Here is an 18,489-nt window from a genome sequence, read left to right as displayed (position 1 = left end):
ATGGGAATTAACTTACAAAAAGGACAGAGAATTTCTCTATCTAAGGAAGCTCCCACCCTCACCAAGTTGATGTGTGGACTGGGCTGGGATGTAGCAAAAACATCCAGCGGTGGGTTTTTAAGTAACTTTGCAGGTGGTGCTCAGTATGATTTGGATGCTTCTGTAATTTGCCTAGATGCCAATGGTAAGTTAACCAGTAAAGAAAATATTGTCTACTTTGGGAATCTTCAGCATTCGTCAAAAGCCATCATTCATACAGGGGATAACTTAACTGGCGCAGGTGATGGAGATGATGAGGTAATTATTGTTGACTTACCTCGGATACCAATCCAGATTGCTAAATTGGTGTTCGTAATCAATATTTATGAATGCGTTCGCCGTAAACAGGACTTTAGCCAAGTTGAAAATGCTTTTGTGCGTTTAGTCAATGCAGATAATAACAAAGAACTGGCTAGATATAACCTCTCAGGTAGAGATTATCAGGGTAGGACAGGAATGATATTGGCGGAAGTATATCGACACAATAATGAATGGAAAATAGCAGCTGTGGGCAATGGTATCACTGTCAACGGTTTAGCAGACATGATCAGGTCTTACTGTTGAATATCTAGGATTATAGTTACTAAAAATATAGTCAAATATTTTTAGCTTGGTAAGGTCTAAACCTTACTGGGCTAACTACAAGCCTCTCTACTGAGTTTCCATCAAAGATAGAGTCCCCAGCTACCTTTCTTAATATATTTAGGGAACCATTCAAGTCTGTTGAATATATTTTCCCAGACTTAGACCTAAATAAACCTCTGTTGATTCTTTTACCTAAATAGTGTTCATGCTTTTTGATAGGTTCAAAATCTAGAAAACTACATTTTGAAGTGTAGCTCTCTTCATTGGTTTGCACCTTGATTCCAGCGAGTTTAGCTTTATATTCTAGTTGCTGGATAAATCGAGCATGGGGAATATTAGTAAAGTTTTGATTGGTCTTACTTCCCAAGTTAATGCTTTGCTTCCAATTCTCGTTTTTACCTATAATCAAATGCGTGATGTTTTGTCTGACTAGCTGATTAACAATAAATCTAGTAGCTGTGTGGAGGTAATAATCCACCTTGTTATTACGTTTGAGTATCAGTGCTTCTATTTTTCTAGAAGTTTTTTGATTTTTAGGTAACTGATATCTTTCATGGACTGGGTGCGTGTAGTTGTGGGCACATCCATAGTGCTTGTGATTGGTGAACTTTAGCGTTTAATTAGTTCGCGACATTGGAAGCTAGGGTAGTCAAAGGGATAGAATAGAGCAAAATTAGCTATTATAGAGTAAAATTGCCCTATGTGCCGCTTACTTGCCTACCTAGGTAAACCCGTCACCCTAGAAGACATATTGTATAAACCAGAACATTCCTTAATAGTTCAGAGTTACCAACCCCGGGAAATGACCGCTGGGGTAGTAAATGCAGATGGCTTTGGTATAGGTTGGTATCATCGCCAAAAAGATACCCCCCCATTTACCTACAGAAATACCCTACCCATCTGGAATGATTTAAACCTGCCCCATCTGAGCCGTTATGTAGAATCTCAATGTATACTAGCTTATATTCGCAGCGCCACACCGGGACAAGCCCTAGATTTTGCCAATTGTCAGCCCTTCCACCATCAACAACAGCTATTTATTCACAATGGATATATTGAGAACTTCCGCCAATCAGTATACCGAAAAATCCGTAATCAATTAACCCCTGATTTTTACGACAAAATTAATGGTAGTACGGACTCAGAACATATTTTTGCCCTGCTACTGTCTCAGGGTCAAATCAATCAACAGCTACCTCCCGAAGATGCTTTACACAGTACCTTAGTCATCTTATTAGAAATGGCAAAAATCCATCAAGTAACGGTTTCCGCCAACATAGTCTTGAGTGATGGACATCGTTTGATTGCTTCGCGCTTTTCTAGTAGTACCCCAGCACCATCTCTCTATTGGCTCAAAGATGACCTTAATTTTCCCCAATCTGTAATTATTGCCTCCGAACCATTATTTACTGGTAATTGGACTACTTGTCCAGAAAATAGCATTATCAGTGTGGGAGAAGACCGTGATATCCAGATTAAATCAATCTAATGTCAAAGAGGCTATTTTTAACGCTTTGGTGGAATGTCGCCTTAAAACCCAAACCCTGTTTGAGGGTATGGAGGAATCGACATTTTGTAATCAACCTCATCCTGATTTTAGTCCTGTGGGTTGGCACTTAGGGCATATTGGCTTTACTGAGTCTTTATGGTTACTAGAACATAGCGGGGGTCTCCCTTGTCCTTTCCCCCAATACCGCAAACTATTTGCAGCTGATGGTTTACCTAAATCAGAACGTGTGCAGTTACCCCATATACAGGAAACACTTTATTTCTTGGAGAAGGTAAGAAAACAGGTTTTGCAACGCCTGGAAGTGATTGACATTGAAAAAGAAGAACGTCTTTGGCGCTTTTTGATTCAACATGAAAGCCAACACTGTGAAATTATCAGCTTTGTGCTGGAATTGATGAATCGGGAAAAGGTGAAGATGACAAACATGAGTTCCGGGGGTGAAATCAGCAATATTACCCAGATGATTCTCATCCCCGCAGGTGAATTTGAACAGGGAAGTGATGATATATATGGTCTGGATAATGAGCGACCCGCCCATAAGAGATATTTAGAAAGTTATTATATTGACCGCTATCCGGTGACTTGTGGACAGTATCGCTTATTTATGGCAGCCGGGGGTTATGATGATTCGCAATGGTGGTCAGTAGCGGGGTGGAAATGGCGAGAAACTCAGCAGGTGATTCAGCCATTATACTGGTCTGGCGATCGCCATGGAGATGATCATCCAGTTTGTGGTGTCAGTTGGTATGAAGCCGAAGCCTATTCCCGATTTGTAGGGAAACGGCTACCTACAGAAGCGGAGTGGGAAAAAGCAGCGAGTTGGGATGCAGAAGCTGGGTATAGTCGGGTTTATCCTTGGGGGGATGAATTCCCCAGTTCTGAATATTGTAACTGCGATCGCTCCATTGGTGAGACCACACCAGTCAATGCCTACCCCCAGGGGCAAAGTAATTATGGATTATACGACACTCTCGGTAATGTTTGGGAGTGGACTGATACCTGGTTTGATGGTTATAAAGGTTTCCAGAGCTACCCTTACATTGGCTACTCCCAGGTTTATTTTGACCAGCAGCACCGGGTTTTAAAAGGCGGGAGTTGGGCTACACGCCCTTGGGGACTACGTGCTAGTTTTCGCAACTGGTATCATCCCCATGTACGACAAATTTTTGCTGGGTTTCGCTGTGCTACTAGTTAAGGTTTAAAAAATTTCCACTGAGGTAATCTCAGGAGTAATTGACGACAGGAAGTTCTCACAGCACTTAGTAGACGATAGGATTTACGAATCATATCTAATGTAGAGTATGGTATCCGCAGTCGTAATGGGGATAATACAGGGAGATAAAACCAGTAATAAGCCGTTTTGAGGTCATTCCACTTTGAGCATGGTTCTTGATGTAGGAAATCTGAGATATCTACTACTAATCCTCTACCCTGGTACATCATCACATTACGACCGTGGACATCATGGGGTCGTAGTCCACGACTTTGAGCATATTCAAGAGCCTGGTCAATATCCCGTATGACTTGTTTGGGAATAGATAATCCCAGGTGTAGACAGTCGTACAAAGTTGTGCCATAAAGCCGTTTCAAGACCAAAAAGTTATCTTTGGCATATAAACATTCAGAGAAAGCTGGGTGAGAACCCAAAAGACGATAGACCTCTATTTCCTCTGCAAAGCCTGGGCGATTAGGGGCATAAATTTTGACGACTAAATCTGAGTGATGAGGATGATAAACAACTGCTGCATAATTCCCTTTACCAAGCAGGCGCCAGGGTTGTGGTAGATACCTTACCTTGATAGGATTACGGGGATTGACACTTTCAATTTGTAAGCTAGGTAATAGTTGCTCATAAATAGTGTTTAGCAAATCCTGCGGGGGTAACTGGTTCATATTGCATAAACTAGTTGATTTGTCTTGGTCAGTCTAATGTTGAGTTTAGCTGTTTGTACTGAGTTATCTGACAAATTTCAACTTGACTTAGTTCAACTCGAGTGGTTTCTTAAATAAAATCACTAAAGTCGTTAAGAAAACTTGATTAATCTAGCTCAGGCGTGATGTGATGGACTATGAATATGTGTTTCACTGGCTGGGTTAAAGCTTACCGTAAATTACCTAGTGCTGAAACACATAGTATCCCATATGCTCAATGAGGAATTAAGTCGGAGGTTGAATGTCAATATCTAAGGTGGCTAGTAGCTTGATTTCTAAACATAGTATTGAACAGCGCTTACAAATAGAACATTTAATCCCCACAAACCCCCTATTTGTTCCTACTGCTGGGAGTGATGTCAGCAAGGGGTTAACTCAAACACCTAAAACCCTTCCCGCCCGTTATTTTTATGATGACCGCGGCTCTGATTTATTTGAGCAAATCTGTGAGTTGCCAGAATATTACGTCACACGTACAGAAACCAAAATTTTACAGCAATATGCTGGTGAAATTGCCAGAATAACCGGCCCTTGTGAATTGGTAGAACTGGGTAGTGGTAGTTCCACCAAAACTCGTATAATTTTAGATGCCTACGCACAACTAGGCCACCCCCTGCAGTATTTACCCATTGATGTCAGTGCGGGGATATTAGAAACTAGTGCTAGACAGCTATTAGCAGATTATCCCTCTTTGAAAGTTCATGCCCTGGTGGCAACCTATGAGTTAGCATTAACACAAGTATCGCCGACAGAATTACCCAACAGAATGATTAGTTTTATCGGCAGCACTTTAGGTAATCTCAACCCCCAAGAATGTGATGTGTTCTTTGCTCAAATTACCAACGCTTTACAAGTGGGTGAGTATTTTCTCTTGGGTATAGATTTACAAAAGCCCAAACATATTGTAGAACCAGCTTATAATGATGCCCAAGGTGTGACAGCAGCTTTTAACCTGAATATGTTAGAGCATTTAAATCACCAGTTTGAAGGGAATTTTGACACCACCCAGTTTGAACACTGGGCATTTTACAACGAAGCTGAAAGTCAAATTGAGATGCATTTACGCTCTTTGCGATCGCAATCTGTAGAATTACGCGCCCTCAACCTCAACGTTGATTTTGCTCCCGGGGAAACTATCCTCACAGAAATTTCCCGCAAGTTTAATCTCCAGATAATTCAGGAACAACTCACCGCTAACGGTTTAGTACCACTCCAGGGGTGGACTGATGCTGATGGCTGGTTTGGTTTATTGCTTTGTCAGCTACAAGCATAGATTTTCAGGAATTTAAGGGGGGAGGAAGTTCTTCCCTCTCCCTTCACAGCCGATTGGCGGGAGTTTTGCTAAAAGATACAAAAAAAGGTCACACTTTTTGCCAAGATGATAGTATTATTTTCCCAAACTTCAATTGGCAATAATCGGCATGAGTGAAAAAATAATAGACAGCAACGGGAAAGGTTTTCTCGTTCTGCTTTTGCCAATCTCGTTTTTAATTATTTTCTTGGTTGCTACCTGGAAAATTTTGCTGGTTATGTTAATGGTACTCATTGGCTTCCGGGCTGTGCAAGAATATCAATGGCAAAAGTGGACTGAGCAAGTTAATCCGGTTTTTCATGAGTTGATCCAGGAAACCCAAGGCAAAATTACCGCCATGGATTTAGCAATTAAGGGTAATTTTTCCGGAACAACGGCAAAACGCTATTTAGATAGTAAAGCTAGTGAGTTCGGTGCGAGTATACAGACTGCACAGGATGGCGGTGAAGTTTATTACTTTATGAGCGCCAGTATTCTCGGCGATATCCTGGACAGTAGCGAACCAGTTGCAAAACTCTCACCTTCCCCAGTCACTCAAACAAACCTATCTCTTTTAGCCCCACCAGCAACCCCACCAGTCAACTTAGAATCAGAAGCTGAAGCACCACCAGAAAACCATCAAGCAGTTAAGCGCTCACTAGAACAACAGTTAATGTTTGGTTCTCTCATCCAATCGGAACTAGCCAAGCGACTAAATGTGTATTCTAGCACGGTGTATAAACGGCGTAATGATCCAGACTTTCCCGAGTGGAGTCGCAACAGAGACCCTGATAGTATTGCTTGGAAATACTCAGAAAAAACTAAGGAGTTTTTCCCCCTAGAGGAAGGTTAGCCAATAGCTAGTTATTTACTAACAATAGATTACATATGCCTATAAATGCTAATATAGCAGTATGGCTTATGTACCACTATGAGAAGCAGTTAAACAACCGGGATTGCACCCAAACACTTTAAGGAAGTACGCAGACAATGGCAAGATTGAAAGCATCAAAAACGAAGCAGGACAAAGACTTTTTCACCTTGAATCCTACCTCCGTGGTGCAACTACAACTTCCTTTGTCTGCTACTGCCGAGTTAGTTCAACCAAGCAACCAGACGACCTTGGTAGACTTGCCTATATGCAATCACTCTACCCAGATGCCGAAATCATCAAAGATATCAGCAGTGGAATCAACTTTAAAAGAAAAGGACTGCAAACCTTACTGGACAGACTTATGCGGGGAGATAAGCTCACGCTTGTTGTTACCTGTCGTGACAGACTCGCAAGGTTTGGATTCGAGCTTATTCAGTACATGGTCGAGGAAAACGGTGGACAAATCGTGGTTCTCGACAACACTGTACATTCCCCAGAGTCAGAACTTACCTCGGATCTTCTCTCCATCCTCCACCTCTTCTCTTGTCGGATGCACGGACTCAGAAAGTACAGTAAAAAAATCAAAGAAGATCCGGATCTTCCTCACAACCGAGCAGAGACAGATAGTTAAACAGTGGTTTGGTGTGTCCAGGTTTGTTTACAACACCACCGTCAAACTGCTACAAGACTCAAGCATCAAAGCTAACTGGAAAGCGATTAAGACTGACATATTGAACGGACTACCAGAATGGAGTAAATCAGTTCCTTATCAAATTAAATCAATCGCCATCAAAGATGCTTGTAAGTCTGTCAGCAACGCCAAGAAAAAGTTTAAAAACGGTGGTGGTATTAGCAAGATTAGATTTAGGTCAAGAAAAGACACTGTACAATCTTGCTACATTCCCAAATCTGCCGTGAAAGACTTGGGGATTTACCACACTGTATTAGGTAAGGTAACCTTCAAAGAACCCTTACCACAAAGCTTTGGCGACTGTCGTTTAGTATTTGCCTACCGTGATTACTATTTGACAGTTCCAGAGGACGTGCCACAACAGAAGTCCGATAACCAAGGACGTGTTGTGGCACTTGACCCCGGTATCAGAACATTTATCACCTTCTTTTCTGAATCTAGTTTTGGCGAAATTGGCACATCTGCTAATTTACAAATTCAGAAGCTGTGTTTTCGTTTGGATAAGTTAATTTCTAAATTCACTAAAGCCAAGTGCAAACAAAGAAGAAGGATGAAGCTCGCCGCCAGTAGACTGCGGGGTAAAATCAAAAACCTTGTAGACGAATTGCACAAGAAAACTGCTAGATTTTTGGTTGATAACTTTGACATTATTTTACTACCGACCTTTGAAACATCCCAAATGTCTCAGAAGGCGAAACGACGGATTAGGTCAAAGTCAGTGCGCCAAATGTTAACACTCTCTCACTACCGATTTAAGCAGTTTCTCAAGCATAAAGCTTTTGAGACTAATAAAGTAGTGATGGATGTGAACGAAGCGTACACATCAAAAACAGTCAGTTGGACTGGTGAGATCATCCCCAACCTTGGTGGTGCTAAATTCGTTAAGTCTCCATCTGACGGGCTGGTAATGAGCCGGGACATAAATGGTGCGCGGGGGATTTTCCTTCGTGCATTGGTTGATACGCCCTCTCTTAAAGAGTGTATTTGTTAGTTAATGTTAGCAAAAAAGTATCGGTGAAACATGATTGATGTTTAGTTATGAATAATTGTTGATCCCTACAGCCTCCGTGATGGAATTTAACTGATGTTTTTCTAGTTCTAACAGCAAACCTTCCAGAATGCGGCGCACCATCATTGGTCCTTGGTAAATCCAACCGGTGTATACTTGAATTAAACTAGCACCAGCAGTTATTTTTTCCCAAGCGTCGTGGGCGGTAAAAATGCCACCGACACCAATAATAGGGATGGTTCCTTGGGTTTGCTGCCAAATATACCTAATTACCTCCGTGGAGCGATCGCGTACCGGCGCGCCGCTAATTCCCCCAGGTTCCTCCTGGGGTGATTTACCTGTTTGCTCAATTACTTGAGTTCTCAATCTATCCCGGCTAATGGTAGTATTAGTGGCAATAATCCCCGCTAATTGGTAAGTTTTCGCTAAACTGATAATGTCTGCGATCGCCTCCCAGGTTAAATCCGGGGCAATCTTGACAAAAACAGGCTTTTGTGTTTCGTTTTCCTGCTGTAATAACTCCAAGATGGTACTCAGCATTGCAGCATCTTGGAGCGATCGCAGGCCTGGAGTATTAGGAGAAGAAACGTTAACCACAAAATAATCACCCAAGTCCTTGAGTAAGCGAAAACTATGTAAATAATCTTCCGCTGCTTCCTCTAGGGGTGTCACCTTAGATTTACCTAAATTTACCCCTATGGGAATTGTTCGCCCTAAATCTTGGTAATCTGTGCTGAGTCTGGTAGCCATTGCTGCAGCACCACTATTATTAAAACCCATGCGATTGAGAGCAGCTTGATCCAATGGTAACCGAAATAACCGCGGACGGGGGTTTCCTGGTTGGGGTACAAAAGTCACAGTTCCTAATTCTGCAAAACCAAAGCCCAGACTAGACCAGATTTTTGCCGCCACCCCATCCTTATCAAAACCCGCTGCTAACCCCAAAGGATTGGGAAACCTTAGCCCCCATAAATTTTGTTCTAAGCGTGGGTCTTGCAGACATAAAGACTTTTGTAAACGTCGATTAACCCAATGAGCAGAAGGGTTGCGAGTGTGTGAGAGCCAGCTTAAAGTACTAATAGTTTGCTGATGTAACCACTCTGGGTCAGCCTTGATGACATTAAATAATACGGGACGAATTACTTGGTAAAAATCCATTGCCAATTTTACTCATAAATATCTCAGAATAACTTAGTCCGACTCCCCCACCCGTAACAGTCATTCATGATCTAATTCACCAATGGTGGTGAGCAAGTATTTTAACTAAAAAAATTCACCACATTTTCCCCCAGAGGGATATCACAAGCAACTGCTTTAATAACTTCAGAATCTACAGAATCGCTCACGGCAATACTTCTCCTAATGTCTAAAACTGAATTTGTTTGTTGGAATACCTAATTTTATTTTATGATTTTATGTCAATTTAAAAGGCAGTTTCGCCAAGACTTAATTAATACCAGGAGGAAGATATAAGTCATCTCCGGGCAATCTTCTATCGACGATCTCCTGTTTGTTGTATGCTAAAAATTCTTCTAGCCTGTCTCCAAACTTTTGGTTGTATTCTTGCTCTGTACGTTTACATTCAAACGCCATGTCTGCTCGTCGCTCAATTGATTCAACCAATGAAGCTTGAATGAGAGCTTGTGCTATTACATTACCTTTGATAGCACGATAAAGCCAATACGTAGTAGCCAGTTCAACAGGGATAGGTTTGATATATCCACCATATCCTTCCACCTCAATCATTGGTTCTCGTAGTAAGTTTCTGTTTTTGTATGGCAAGGCTTGTGGCGATTTACCTGACAGAAAACGTAGTAAGTCATTCTTCGGTCTTTCAATAGCTGCTGTTACCGATTCAACGTATAGTTTGTAGCTACCATCCGGCATTTGATAAACATCTAGTGGTATAGGTCCTAAATAGATAGTAGTTTTTTCAGCCTTTTTAGTTGACTTTATAATTCTTCTTACCATAATTTCAGTTGATCAAAAAGATACCTCTTTAATATTCACACATTTAAGCTACTTTGGATGCTATTTTATACCAAGATACTCCAAATTGTCAGTGATTGGGCTGGGAAATGTATAGACATTTTCTTATGTTGAATCATCGCTTAAAATTGATATAGCTTTTGGACGATAGGGGAATTGAACCCCTCAGCACGGAGCTTAGGAGGCACGACTAGCAGCCACGCATCGCCCATGAAGTAGGGAGTGAAAGTTTTCACTCCCTTTAAAATCAGAACGGAGCGTCTAGTAGTTCGTATATTTCACTTGTTCTTTGAGACGCTATTCCTAAGTTTCTATCCAGTGTATTTTTTGTACTAGCTTCAACAGCTTTTTGGTGAATAGTATTACCTATTGTAATTTTAACTGTTTCTTCTGCGCTACATTTTTTACGCCATCCTTTGTCCTGAAAACGACGTTTTTGTGCATTAGGAACTGCTAAGGTTGAAACCTGCTTGTTAATTCGACAAAGACCCTTAACACCGTGACCCCCGCTGAAAGTGGAATTCTTCATTGCGTGATAGGAAATCTTATACTCTAGCTTTTGGCGCAGAGTCGCACCTGCTTCTAGATATTCTCCTAATGAGCGTTGACACCCAAGTGCGTGATCAACCGACTGTTGCAGGATAATAGGAAATCCTGCATCTTGCATTGATTTAGGTACTGGATACTTAATATTTCCTCCGGCATCTTTTTTATCAGACAGTAATTTTACAAGACAGGAGAGATCCGATTGGGTAATAACAGAAATAGGTCTAGAACTGGCTGTTGTGAGGAGAGTCGGCCATTCAAAATCTTTGCTGTGTAAAGCTTTAAACTCTTTGGAATTCAAAATCCCGGCCAGTGTAGAACGGGCTATTTTAAGACCTCTGGAAACACCTCTTTGACTAAAAACAGCTTGATTAGTGCTTGGGTCAATAAAAGCCTGGAATGTGATTCCCAGCACTTCTACTCCTCCTGGGATTTCCGGAACGCGATGCTTTGAAACCATTTTTTTCTCCTAGAGATTAATAAATTTTTGCAAAATCATCTAGAGACAATCATGAAAGTGATGCCATAAATAAAGTATGCAAACTCAATCCACGTCGCAAAGGCAGCTTTGGATTTAAAGATGCTCTAACTACAAACAATCAAACTTTTTGACGACATAAAAATTGAATACACTAGCAACAGGAATGGTGATTAACATCGCTGTTTATTTGCTTTACTTTGCACAAATTTTATGCGTTTAGAAACCGGTAGATAAACACAATTGAATTCATTAGTATCCTATTTGTGAATAAACTAATCTTCTCAGTGAGGATGTCATTAATTAAACTACGCACAATAATTACCGTGTGCGTGAGCAGATGTATCTCAACATTTTTATTGGGTATATTGATTAAAAGTTAGTAATTGATCTAACGCATCTGCTATTTTTTTATTTGTTCCTTCTTTTAATTGCTGCTCTAGATTGGCTAAATTGTTTTGTTGTTCTAAGAGTGTATCTTTTAAATACTGATTTTCTTGCCTAAGCTGTAGAACTTCTTTCTTTAAATGGACTATCTGACTGAAAATGACAGCAACTATTTTCCCTGACTCCAATGGATTAGAAGAAATTGGAAATTCTTCACTCAAATCTTCTCTTTCATGCGACTCTTGCAGGTGATTTTCATCAGACAATTCTTCAGAATCATTAAATTCTAAGCAATTATTTTTTTCTGTGCTTGTATTTGAAGTGCCAAAGCTTTCAGGAAATTTTTCTGCGTCTCTACTAAAGCTAACTGATTCTTGAGAGTCTTGAGTTATCTCTTCTGGATTCTCTAAAGTGTTTTCAGATTTATTACTCTTATTAGCGTACTTACTGAGATATTTCTCAAAACTAATCCCGCGTTTTTCGTTAATCTCTTTAATAAGAGTATAGGGAATAAGTGAAGAATGTAAGTATTTTAGCCCATCTTTTTCGTATGCTAAGAAACAAGTATTTGACCCCTCTGGCAGTTCTTCTCTTAATTTGCGTATACGAGCTTGCAAGGCAGGAGTTGACATTCCTGAATAATCACGATATTGCTCAATCGTGACTTTTACACCTGACTCCTCGTTTATTTGGGCGGTATACTCTACCAACAAACTATTAATAGCATCTAATCCATATAAATGAGAGACTAGCTCTTTATACGGAGGTTTACTTTGCTGAAAATTAGAATTGGCTTGTCCAGCTTGACTTTGTGGAACGTTTCCGTCTATAATTGATGTCATAGGAAATCAGACCTCCTACTAGAAGTGGGTGGTAAGTAGTCGGTATATTGATTTTTGTCATTAATTTTCCGGTCTAAGTCTGCAAACTATCGCCCAGAAAAGCTAACAAACAAACACAATATACCTGAATATGATTAAGCGAGAGGTAAGGTTAGGAACTTCCTCTCGCTTAATCATATTGCATTTTTTTTTATAACGCAACTAGGAATACATATTTTTCTTCTTTATTGCATCCAAATAAGTAAGTGAATTTTGTATGTCATTAGCAAGATTTATTTACTATATTCGCTACAACAGGCATTTCAGCCTATTTACAGGGTAATTTATAGTTTTTTTGTACTACTGTTTGCTTTCTTATTTATTCCCCATCCTCTCTTCCCTGTTCCCTGTTCCCTGTTCCCTGTTCCCTGTTCCCTCTTCCCTAAAACTCAAAAACCAGTTACCTCACACATATGGGGCGTAAAGTATCTAAATCTAACCTACCTGAAAAAATCTGTCCTGTATGTCAACGTCCCTTCACCTGGCGCAAAAAATGGCAAGATTGTTGGGATGAGGTGAAATACTGCTCAGAACGTTGTCGTCGTCGTCGTTCTCAAGTTCAAAATTAAAAGCAATCGGGAGAAGCGCACCCCATGAGGGGAAAAGACCCCGTACATGGTTGATCTGCTGGCGAATCATAATTAATTAATCTAACTTGATATAAGACCAATTCCAAGTAAGACGCACATAGCGCAAGGGTGATAAATCATGAGGGTGCAACCAAAAGTAATTATTCATGGGGGAGCTGGTAGTTCTCTCCAAGGTAAAGGAGGTTTAGAGTCCGTACGCCATTCACTACATACCATAGTCGAGGGGGTTTATTCTCTACTACTGTCAGGCGCAACTGCATCTGAGGCGGTGTTGCAAGGTTGCAAAATGTTAGAAGATAACCCCCGCTTTAATGCTGGTACTGGTTCGGTACTGCAATCGGATGGTCAAATTCGGATGAGTGCTTCTTTGATGAATGGTGCATCGGGGCGATTTAGTGGTGTAATTAATGTTTCACGGGTAAAAAATCCCATTGAGTTGGCACAATTTTTACAAAGTTCTCCAGACAGGGTACTGTCGGACTATGGAGCGGCGGAACTAGCACGGGAATTACAAATTCCCAGTTATAATGCTTTAACTGATTTAAGATTACAAGAATGGATACAAGAACGCCAGGATAATTTTAAAAGCACTATGGCTGGTGTGGTGGCAGAACCGGAATTAGCCCCAAGTAGTAATGCAGGACGGGGGACTATTGGCGTGGTAGTTTTAGATACCTATGGCTGTGTGGCTGCGGGTACTTCAACTGGCGGTAAAGGCTTTGAGCGCATTGGTAGAGTCAGTGATTCTGCTATGCCGGCTGGTAATTATGCTTCTAGTTATGCTGGGGTTAGCTGTACCGGTATTGGAGAGGATATTATTGATGAGTGTTTAGCCGCTAAGATTGTGGTGCGGGTAAATGATGGTATGTTGCTCAAGGATGCAATGCAGCGCTCTTTTACGGAAGCGAGTCAAAATCATCGGGATTTAGGGGCGATCGCACTGGATGCGACTGGGGTAATCTCATGGGGTAAAACCAGTCAAGTCTTACTTGCTGCCTATCATAATGGTGAGGCGATTGGTGATACTTTAGAATGGAATGATGGCCAGTTAGTCGGTTATTGTTAAATCCACCGGAAGGTTATCTAGTTCCCTCCCCTTGTCAGGGGAGGGTTAGGGTGGGGTGAGATTTCAACCATGAATGAGTTGTAAAGCCTGCGTTAATATTTCTGATTCTTCAACCATAGTGGCTAATTCTTCAGCTTCATAACGCCCTTCAAATGCCTCTACGGATGCTTTCTTGAGTGCTATTTCATACCCTTGTTGGAGAATATCGCGCAGTTGTGCATAGTTGAGATAATTACCCCCTGATTTGCGCCGCTGATTGATTTTGTTGATTTCCCGCACAGCATTGGCCATGGAAATCTCCCAAGAGCGAGTTAAACGTTTTTCTGCTTGCTGTTTAATTAAGTGGATGAGAAGAATAACCCCATAACTATCAATTTTATTGATTTTGTCGCTGAGGCTCATTTCTTCTAACTCATCCACCAGCAGTAAAGCTTGCTCAATTTTGCCTTGTTCTAGAAGTCGCCTGAGTTCTAGTAGTTCTTCCATGTTAAAGACGGAAATTTGGGCTAAAATATTAATCTAACTAAATTTAGCCATCCTTTTTTATCTGCCAATCTGGTTTGACTACCTGACGACTACGAGCAATTACCAAAGAATTATCAGGAACATCTTCTGTGACAGTGGAACCCGCGGCTACGTAAACATCATCACCTAAAGTCACTGGTGCTACTAAAACACTATTAGAACCGGTTTTAGTGCGATCGCCTATGGTGGTATGATGTTTGTTCACACCGTCGTAGTTAGCGGTAATTGTCCCAGCGCCAATATTGACTTGTTGACCGGTGGTTGTATCGCCTAAGTATGATAAATGTGCCGCATTAGTGCGATCGCCTAACTGAGTATTTTTCAATTCTACAAAATTACCGACCCGGCAATGACTACCTACCTCTGCATGACCCCGTAAATGAGCATAGGGACCAATCTTACTACCAGTCTGCACCACACTATCAGTAATTACCGAATACTGCACCCTGACATTTTCACCCAAGTGGCTATTTTCAATTAGACACCCAGGTCCAATGCGACTCCCGGTATTAATAAAAGTATGACCTCGCAGGTGGGTTTGAGGTTCAATAATCACATCTGCCTGTAACTCTACCGTATCATCAATAGTGATGCTGTGGGGGTCAATCAGGGTAACACCAGCAGTCATCCATTTTTCCTTGACTCGCCCCTGTAAAATTTCGTATGCTGTGGCTAATTGTAGGCGGTCATTAATGCCTAAAATTTCTTGGTAATCTTCCACATCCACAGCCATAACCTGACCCACTTGAGTCACAGCATCAGTGAGATAATATTCCTTCTGAGCATTATTTGCTTGTAGGTGGGGTAGAACCTTCTCTAATTCCGGCCAATTAAAACAATAAACCCCCGCATTAATGCGGCGATTTTGTCTTTGAGCAGCAGTACAGTCCTTATGTTCCACAATTTGCTGCACTATATTCTCACTATTACAAAAAACCCGCCCATAGCCTTGGGGTTCAGGGATATGGGAAGTCAGGATAGTAGCGGCGTTATGATGTTCTTGGTGAGTTTGTAATAACTGTTTGAGAGTTTGAGTGCGTAATAAAGGGACATCCCCGTTTAAAACCAGCAAATCCCCAGTATAACCCTGTAAATGGGGTAGTAGTTGCTGGATAGCGTGACCTGTCCCCAGCTGCTCGGTTTGTTCCACAAACTCTAAAATTGGGGATTTTATGGCGGTTTTCACCGCTTCACCCTGATACCCTACAATCACCATCCGTCGCGAGGGTAAAAGCGGTTCTACACTCTCAAGAACTCTTTGTACTAGCGATCGCCCCCCCAAATGGTGTAAAACCTTGGGTAAGTGTGATTTCATCCTTGTACCCCGTCCCGCCGCCAGAATTGCTACAACTACCATAATTTAGTTATCATAGATTTGGCCTCAAATCATACCAGCTTATCAATGTGATGTCATATAGCTGATGTCAGACTATTTTCCTGAAAACCAGCGTTTGCGCCAACTAGAAGTAGGTTCTAGGAGAGAAACTTCTTGTTCTTGCTCCCGTCGTCTGAGGATAACATCAGCAGCATCTATTAATTGTGGGTCGCGGTAAGGAACAGCAGCACGGGTTTGTAAATGCTCTTTTTCCGATTCACAAAGGGGAGGGAAATTATTCACAGACCTATCCCCAGGATATGCGGCAATTGTACCAGGCGATCGCCTGCCCACAGGAGGAGTAGAACCGATTTCTAACCCCGCAGCTAACAGCGCCGTGCGCACCGCAGCAGCACAAGAATAAGTTGCTAGCAAACCTTGGGGATGTAAACACCCAGCTACCTTTTGCATAAACTCCACAGTCCATAACTGAGGACACCGGGGAGGAGAAAAGGGATCTAAAAAAATTGCATCAGCGAGAAACCCTGATTGATGTACCTGGGTAATTAAATTTCGCCCATCCCCAATCAGCAGTTTCCCCTGAAACCGACTTGTTTTCACTTGTTGCTCAACAGCCAATTGAGTTAAAATCGCCGTATACTCATAGTGCCAATTATCAAATAACCCATGGGCGATCGCCGCTTGTGGTACAGATGGATTCACTTCTAAGCCAATTAACTCTACATTACAATGGGGATTCACCGCCCAAATTGTCTGCAAAGCGGCGGCTGTGTTGTATCCTAGACCATAGCAAATATCTAAAATTCGCAAACTTGGTTTAACAGCAGAGGTTTCTAATCCAGTAGGAACTACAAACTTTAAAAAACTTTCCTGTTTAGCTCCAAAATGGCTATGAAACAATTCACCAAACTCATGAGAGACAAAGGTGAATGAACCATCTGCTGTTACTTGTGGTTTAAATTCTTCTAAATCTGGCGTTGCACTTGTCATGAATAACACCCAAATTGCTGTTTCCCCTGCTTGGTTATTTGCACATCTTAACGATCCAGATATCGTTATTGTTGATTGTCGCTTTTCTTTGGCTCATCCACAACTGGGAAAACAACAATACCAAGCCACTCACATCGAGGGTTCCTATTACCTAGATTTAAATTTAGACCTTTCTAGTCCTGTCGGTCAACATGGCGGTAGACATCCTTTACCAAATGTCCATGATTTCGCCCAGAAATTAGCAGCGATCGGGGTAAATTCTCAAAAAACCCTGGTTGTAGCCTATGATGATTCCCGCTTCGCCTTTGCATCCCGTCTGTGGTGGTTATTACGCTACCTAGGACATCAGCAAGTAGTCGTATTAGATGGAGGGTTTACAGCATGGCAACAAGCTGGTTATCCTGTCACAGATATCATACCCCAACCCAGACCAGGACAGTTTGAACCAAGGGTAAATCCGGAACTATTAGTAAATTATGAAGCCGTCAAAACTCGCAAAGACCTACCCACAGTCACCTTAGTAGATTCCAGAGAAGGCGATCGCTACAGGGGGGAACGGGAGTCAATAGATAAAATTGCTGGTCACATTCCCAGTGCAGTTAACTATCCTTGGTTGGAAATTACCGACTCATCCGGCTATTTACTTTCACCCTCACAGCAACGCCAAAGATGGGATAAACTAGCAACATCTTCAGAAATTATAGTTTATTGTGGTTCTGGTGTCACTGCCTGTGTAAATTTACTTTCCTTAGAACTAGCTAATATTCACACCGGAAAACTTTATGCTGGTAGTTGGAGCGATTGGATTAGTTATGATTAGTTATTTACCCCCATCTTCAAAATCTGCCATAGCGTAAGCAAACTCACTAAAAGCAGTTTTAATTAACATCTCCTTCATACTTCTTTCTAACCGAGAGTCGCGGATGATATCAGCTAACTCCACAAACAGCAAAGAAAACATATAACGGTCTTGGCGATCAACCTGTTTCAAACAAGATAAGATAAAACTATAAAGCTCAGTTTGTCGTGGTTTAGTTTGTTCGTCCCACATTTTCAAACCAAGGCGGAAGATTTTCAACCGAATTTCATTACTGTTAAAAGACGTATCTTTGTAGCGAACTGATACGCGCTGGGGGATGTCCATAAGTTTTAGAGATGGAGATTTGAGATAAACTATTATTCATTTGTTTTTTGGTCAATCCGGACATTTTTGATGTAGAGATATAGAAATACCACATCTCCACATCAGATTATCTGCTACCCCTGATTACCTCAGGGAGTGTGTAGGGTTGGCTAAGTTAAAATCTATCACCAAAGTCATCCTCAAATCCATCGGCAAAGCCGCCACGTCCGCCTCTTTCACGGAAGTAGGAACCACAACGGGGGACGATGACACGCCGAGGACAGCGTCGTCTTCCTCCACAGAGCAGCTGTTGCTCCTCTGTGGTCAATTCAACCATCAATTCTGGTGCGATGACTGCTAATGTCATAATTTTTTACCTCACTTACAAATTAGGCGGTAAAGATATCGCTACCTAACTACATAACTGTAAGAACTGCTGATGAATAATTCATAACACTCAAGGTATAACCTCTACTCTACCCAAAGACCAACCTATTCAAACAGTCAGGTGTTTAACTGGTAGTTAACATGATCATGGGCGGACAAGATGACCTGTTAATGGTTTGGGCATTTAGAATATAATGACCAAAGATTAAACAGTAGGTGATATCATGACTTACAGCGGATTTCATCTAGGTGAGGTACAC

The 18,489-nt window shown here is 41.5% G+C and carries 21 protein-coding genes; 10 read left to right on the top strand and 11 right to left on the bottom strand.

Going from position 1 to position 18,489, the window contains the following annotated elements:
• Positions 1-603 carry a TerD family protein gene (locus IM676_RS16750; RefSeq protein ID WP_200987931.1) on the top strand — a complete coding sequence of 201 codons (603 nt, stop codon included), beginning with the start codon at positions 1-3 and terminating at the stop codon, positions 601-603.
• Positions 604-634: 31 nt separating this feature from the next.
• On the opposite strand, the gene IM676_RS16745 is transcribed toward IM676_RS16750, so the two are convergent.
• Positions 635-1,102 carry an IS200/IS605 family accessory protein TnpB-related protein gene (locus IM676_RS16745; protein ID WP_200987930.1) on the bottom strand — a complete coding sequence of 156 codons (468 nt, stop codon included), beginning with the start codon at positions 1,100-1,102 and terminating at the stop codon, positions 635-637.
• Positions 1,103-1,324: 222 nt separating this feature from the next.
• On the opposite strand from IM676_RS16745, the gene egtC reads away from it, so the two are divergent.
• Both egtC and egtB read left to right on the top strand, forming a co-directional pair.
• Positions 1,325-2,113: an ergothioneine biosynthesis protein EgtC gene (egtC, locus tag IM676_RS16740; RefSeq protein ID WP_200987929.1), complete on the top strand. Its 789-nt coding sequence runs from the start codon at positions 1,325-1,327 to the stop codon at positions 2,111-2,113.
• Positions 2,088-3,329: an ergothioneine biosynthesis protein EgtB gene (gene egtB, locus IM676_RS16735; RefSeq protein WP_200987928.1), complete on the top strand. Its 1,242-nt coding sequence runs from the start codon at positions 2,088-2,090 to the stop codon at positions 3,327-3,329. Before egtC ends, egtB begins: the two co-directional genes overlap by 26 nt.
• Here egtB and IM676_RS16730 read toward each other — a convergent pair.
• Positions 3,326-4,027, bottom strand: a complete 702-nt coding sequence (locus IM676_RS16730; RefSeq protein ID WP_200987927.1) for a serine/threonine-protein kinase — start codon at positions 4,025-4,027, stop codon at positions 3,326-3,328. The two genes, egtB and IM676_RS16730, sit on opposite strands and share 4 nt — an antisense overlap.
• A 280-nt stretch (positions 4,028-4,307) precedes the next feature.
• Between IM676_RS16730 and egtD the strand changes: the two genes are divergently transcribed.
• The 4 genes from egtD (at position 4,308) to IM676_RS16710 (ending at position 7,913) form a co-directional block, all read left to right on the top strand.
• Positions 4,308-5,339, top strand: a complete 1,032-nt coding sequence (gene egtD, locus IM676_RS16725) for an L-histidine N(alpha)-methyltransferase (protein ID WP_200987926.1) — start codon at positions 4,308-4,310, stop codon at positions 5,337-5,339.
• Positions 5,340-5,487: 148 nt separating this feature from the next.
• The gene (locus tag IM676_RS16720; protein ID WP_200987925.1) at positions 5,488-6,210 is read left to right on the top strand and encodes a hypothetical protein; all 723 of its coding nucleotides are present in this window, start codon (positions 5,488-5,490) and stop codon (positions 6,208-6,210) included.
• A gap of 103 nt (positions 6,211-6,313) precedes the next feature.
• On the top strand, positions 6,314-6,862 hold the full coding sequence (locus IM676_RS16715; RefSeq protein WP_225880390.1) for an IS607 family transposase: 549 nt from the start codon (positions 6,314-6,316) through the stop codon (positions 6,860-6,862).
• On the top strand, positions 6,747-7,913 hold the full coding sequence (locus IM676_RS16710; protein ID WP_225880520.1) for an RNA-guided endonuclease InsQ/TnpB family protein: 1,167 nt from the start codon (positions 6,747-6,749) through the stop codon (positions 7,911-7,913). The genes IM676_RS16715 and IM676_RS16710 overlap by 116 nt, the downstream gene beginning before the upstream one ends.
• 45 nt (positions 7,914-7,958) lie before the next feature.
• Here the strand turns inward: IM676_RS16710 and IM676_RS16705 are convergent, their stop codons facing one another.
• The 4 genes from IM676_RS16705 to IM676_RS16690 form a co-directional block, all read right to left on the bottom strand.
• Positions 7,959-9,089 carry a quinone-dependent dihydroorotate dehydrogenase gene (locus IM676_RS16705; protein ID WP_200987924.1) on the bottom strand — a complete coding sequence of 377 codons (1,131 nt, stop codon included), beginning with the start codon at positions 9,087-9,089 and terminating at the stop codon, positions 7,959-7,961.
• Positions 9,090-9,377: 288 nt separating this feature from the next.
• Positions 9,378-9,902, bottom strand: coding sequence for a hypothetical protein (locus IM676_RS16700; protein ID WP_200987923.1), 525 nt, complete (start codon positions 9,900-9,902; stop codon positions 9,378-9,380).
• Positions 9,903-10,167: 265 nt separating this feature from the next.
• Positions 10,168-10,926 carry a hypothetical protein gene (locus tag IM676_RS16695; protein WP_200987922.1) on the bottom strand — a complete coding sequence of 253 codons (759 nt, stop codon included), beginning with the start codon at positions 10,924-10,926 and terminating at the stop codon, positions 10,168-10,170.
• Between the two features lie 374 nt (positions 10,927-11,300).
• On the bottom strand, positions 11,301-12,173 hold the full coding sequence (locus tag IM676_RS16690; RefSeq protein WP_200987921.1) for a hypothetical protein: 873 nt from the start codon (positions 12,171-12,173) through the stop codon (positions 11,301-11,303).
• Between the two features lie 452 nt (positions 12,174-12,625).
• Between IM676_RS16690 and IM676_RS16685 the strand changes: the two genes are divergently transcribed.
• Positions 12,626-12,781: a DUF2256 domain-containing protein gene (locus IM676_RS16685; protein WP_200987920.1), complete on the top strand. Its 156-nt coding sequence runs from the start codon at positions 12,626-12,628 to the stop codon at positions 12,779-12,781.
• A gap of 139 nt (positions 12,782-12,920) precedes the next feature.
• Entirely contained in the window at positions 12,921-13,868 is a 948-nt protein-coding gene (locus IM676_RS16680; protein WP_200987919.1) for an isoaspartyl peptidase/L-asparaginase, read from the top strand.
• Between the two features lie 63 nt (positions 13,869-13,931).
• Here IM676_RS16680 and IM676_RS16675 read toward each other — a convergent pair whose 3' ends face one another.
• The 3 genes from IM676_RS16675 to IM676_RS16665 all read right to left on the bottom strand — a co-directional run bounded on the left by IM676_RS16675 (position 13,932) and on the right by IM676_RS16665 (position 16,719).
• Positions 13,932-14,354, bottom strand: a complete 423-nt coding sequence (locus IM676_RS16675; RefSeq protein ID WP_200987918.1) for a DUF29 family protein — start codon at positions 14,352-14,354, stop codon at positions 13,932-13,934.
• A gap of 43 nt (positions 14,355-14,397) precedes the next feature.
• The gene (gene glmU / locus IM676_RS16670; protein ID WP_200987917.1) at positions 14,398-15,750 is read right to left on the bottom strand and encodes a bifunctional UDP-N-acetylglucosamine diphosphorylase/glucosamine-1-phosphate N-acetyltransferase GlmU; all 1,353 of its coding nucleotides are present in this window, start codon (positions 15,748-15,750) and stop codon (positions 14,398-14,400) included.
• A 72-nt stretch (positions 15,751-15,822) separates the two neighbouring features.
• Positions 15,823-16,719, bottom strand: coding sequence for a tRNA (5-methylaminomethyl-2-thiouridine)(34)-methyltransferase MnmD (locus tag IM676_RS16665; RefSeq protein ID WP_200987916.1), 897 nt, complete (start codon positions 16,717-16,719; stop codon positions 15,823-15,825).
• Between IM676_RS16665 and IM676_RS16660 the strand changes: the two genes are divergently transcribed.
• Positions 16,718-17,539, top strand: a complete 822-nt coding sequence (locus tag IM676_RS16660) for a sulfurtransferase (RefSeq protein ID WP_200987915.1) — start codon at positions 16,718-16,720, stop codon at positions 17,537-17,539. The two genes, IM676_RS16665 and IM676_RS16660, sit on opposite strands and share 2 nt — an antisense overlap.
• Here IM676_RS16660 and IM676_RS16655 read toward each other — a convergent pair whose 3' ends face one another.
• Positions 17,540-17,863, bottom strand: a complete 324-nt coding sequence (locus tag IM676_RS16655) for a hypothetical protein (RefSeq protein ID WP_200987914.1) — start codon at positions 17,861-17,863, stop codon at positions 17,540-17,542. It lies immediately after the preceding gene.
• Between the two features lie 154 nt (positions 17,864-18,017).
• Positions 18,018-18,209 (bottom strand): hypothetical protein, encoded by a 192-nt coding sequence (locus IM676_RS16650; protein ID WP_200987913.1) that lies wholly within the window; start codon positions 18,207-18,209, stop codon positions 18,018-18,020.
• Between the last annotated feature and the right edge of the window lie 280 nt (positions 18,210-18,489).

Origin of the sequence: Anabaenopsis elenkinii CCIBt3563, from assembly GCF_015245355.1 — a bacterium.
In the GTDB taxonomy this organism is placed as follows: domain Bacteria; phylum Cyanobacteriota; class Cyanobacteriia; order Cyanobacteriales; family Nostocaceae; genus Anabaenopsis; species Anabaenopsis elenkinii.
This window is presented reverse-complemented; position numbering and strand designations above follow the sequence as displayed.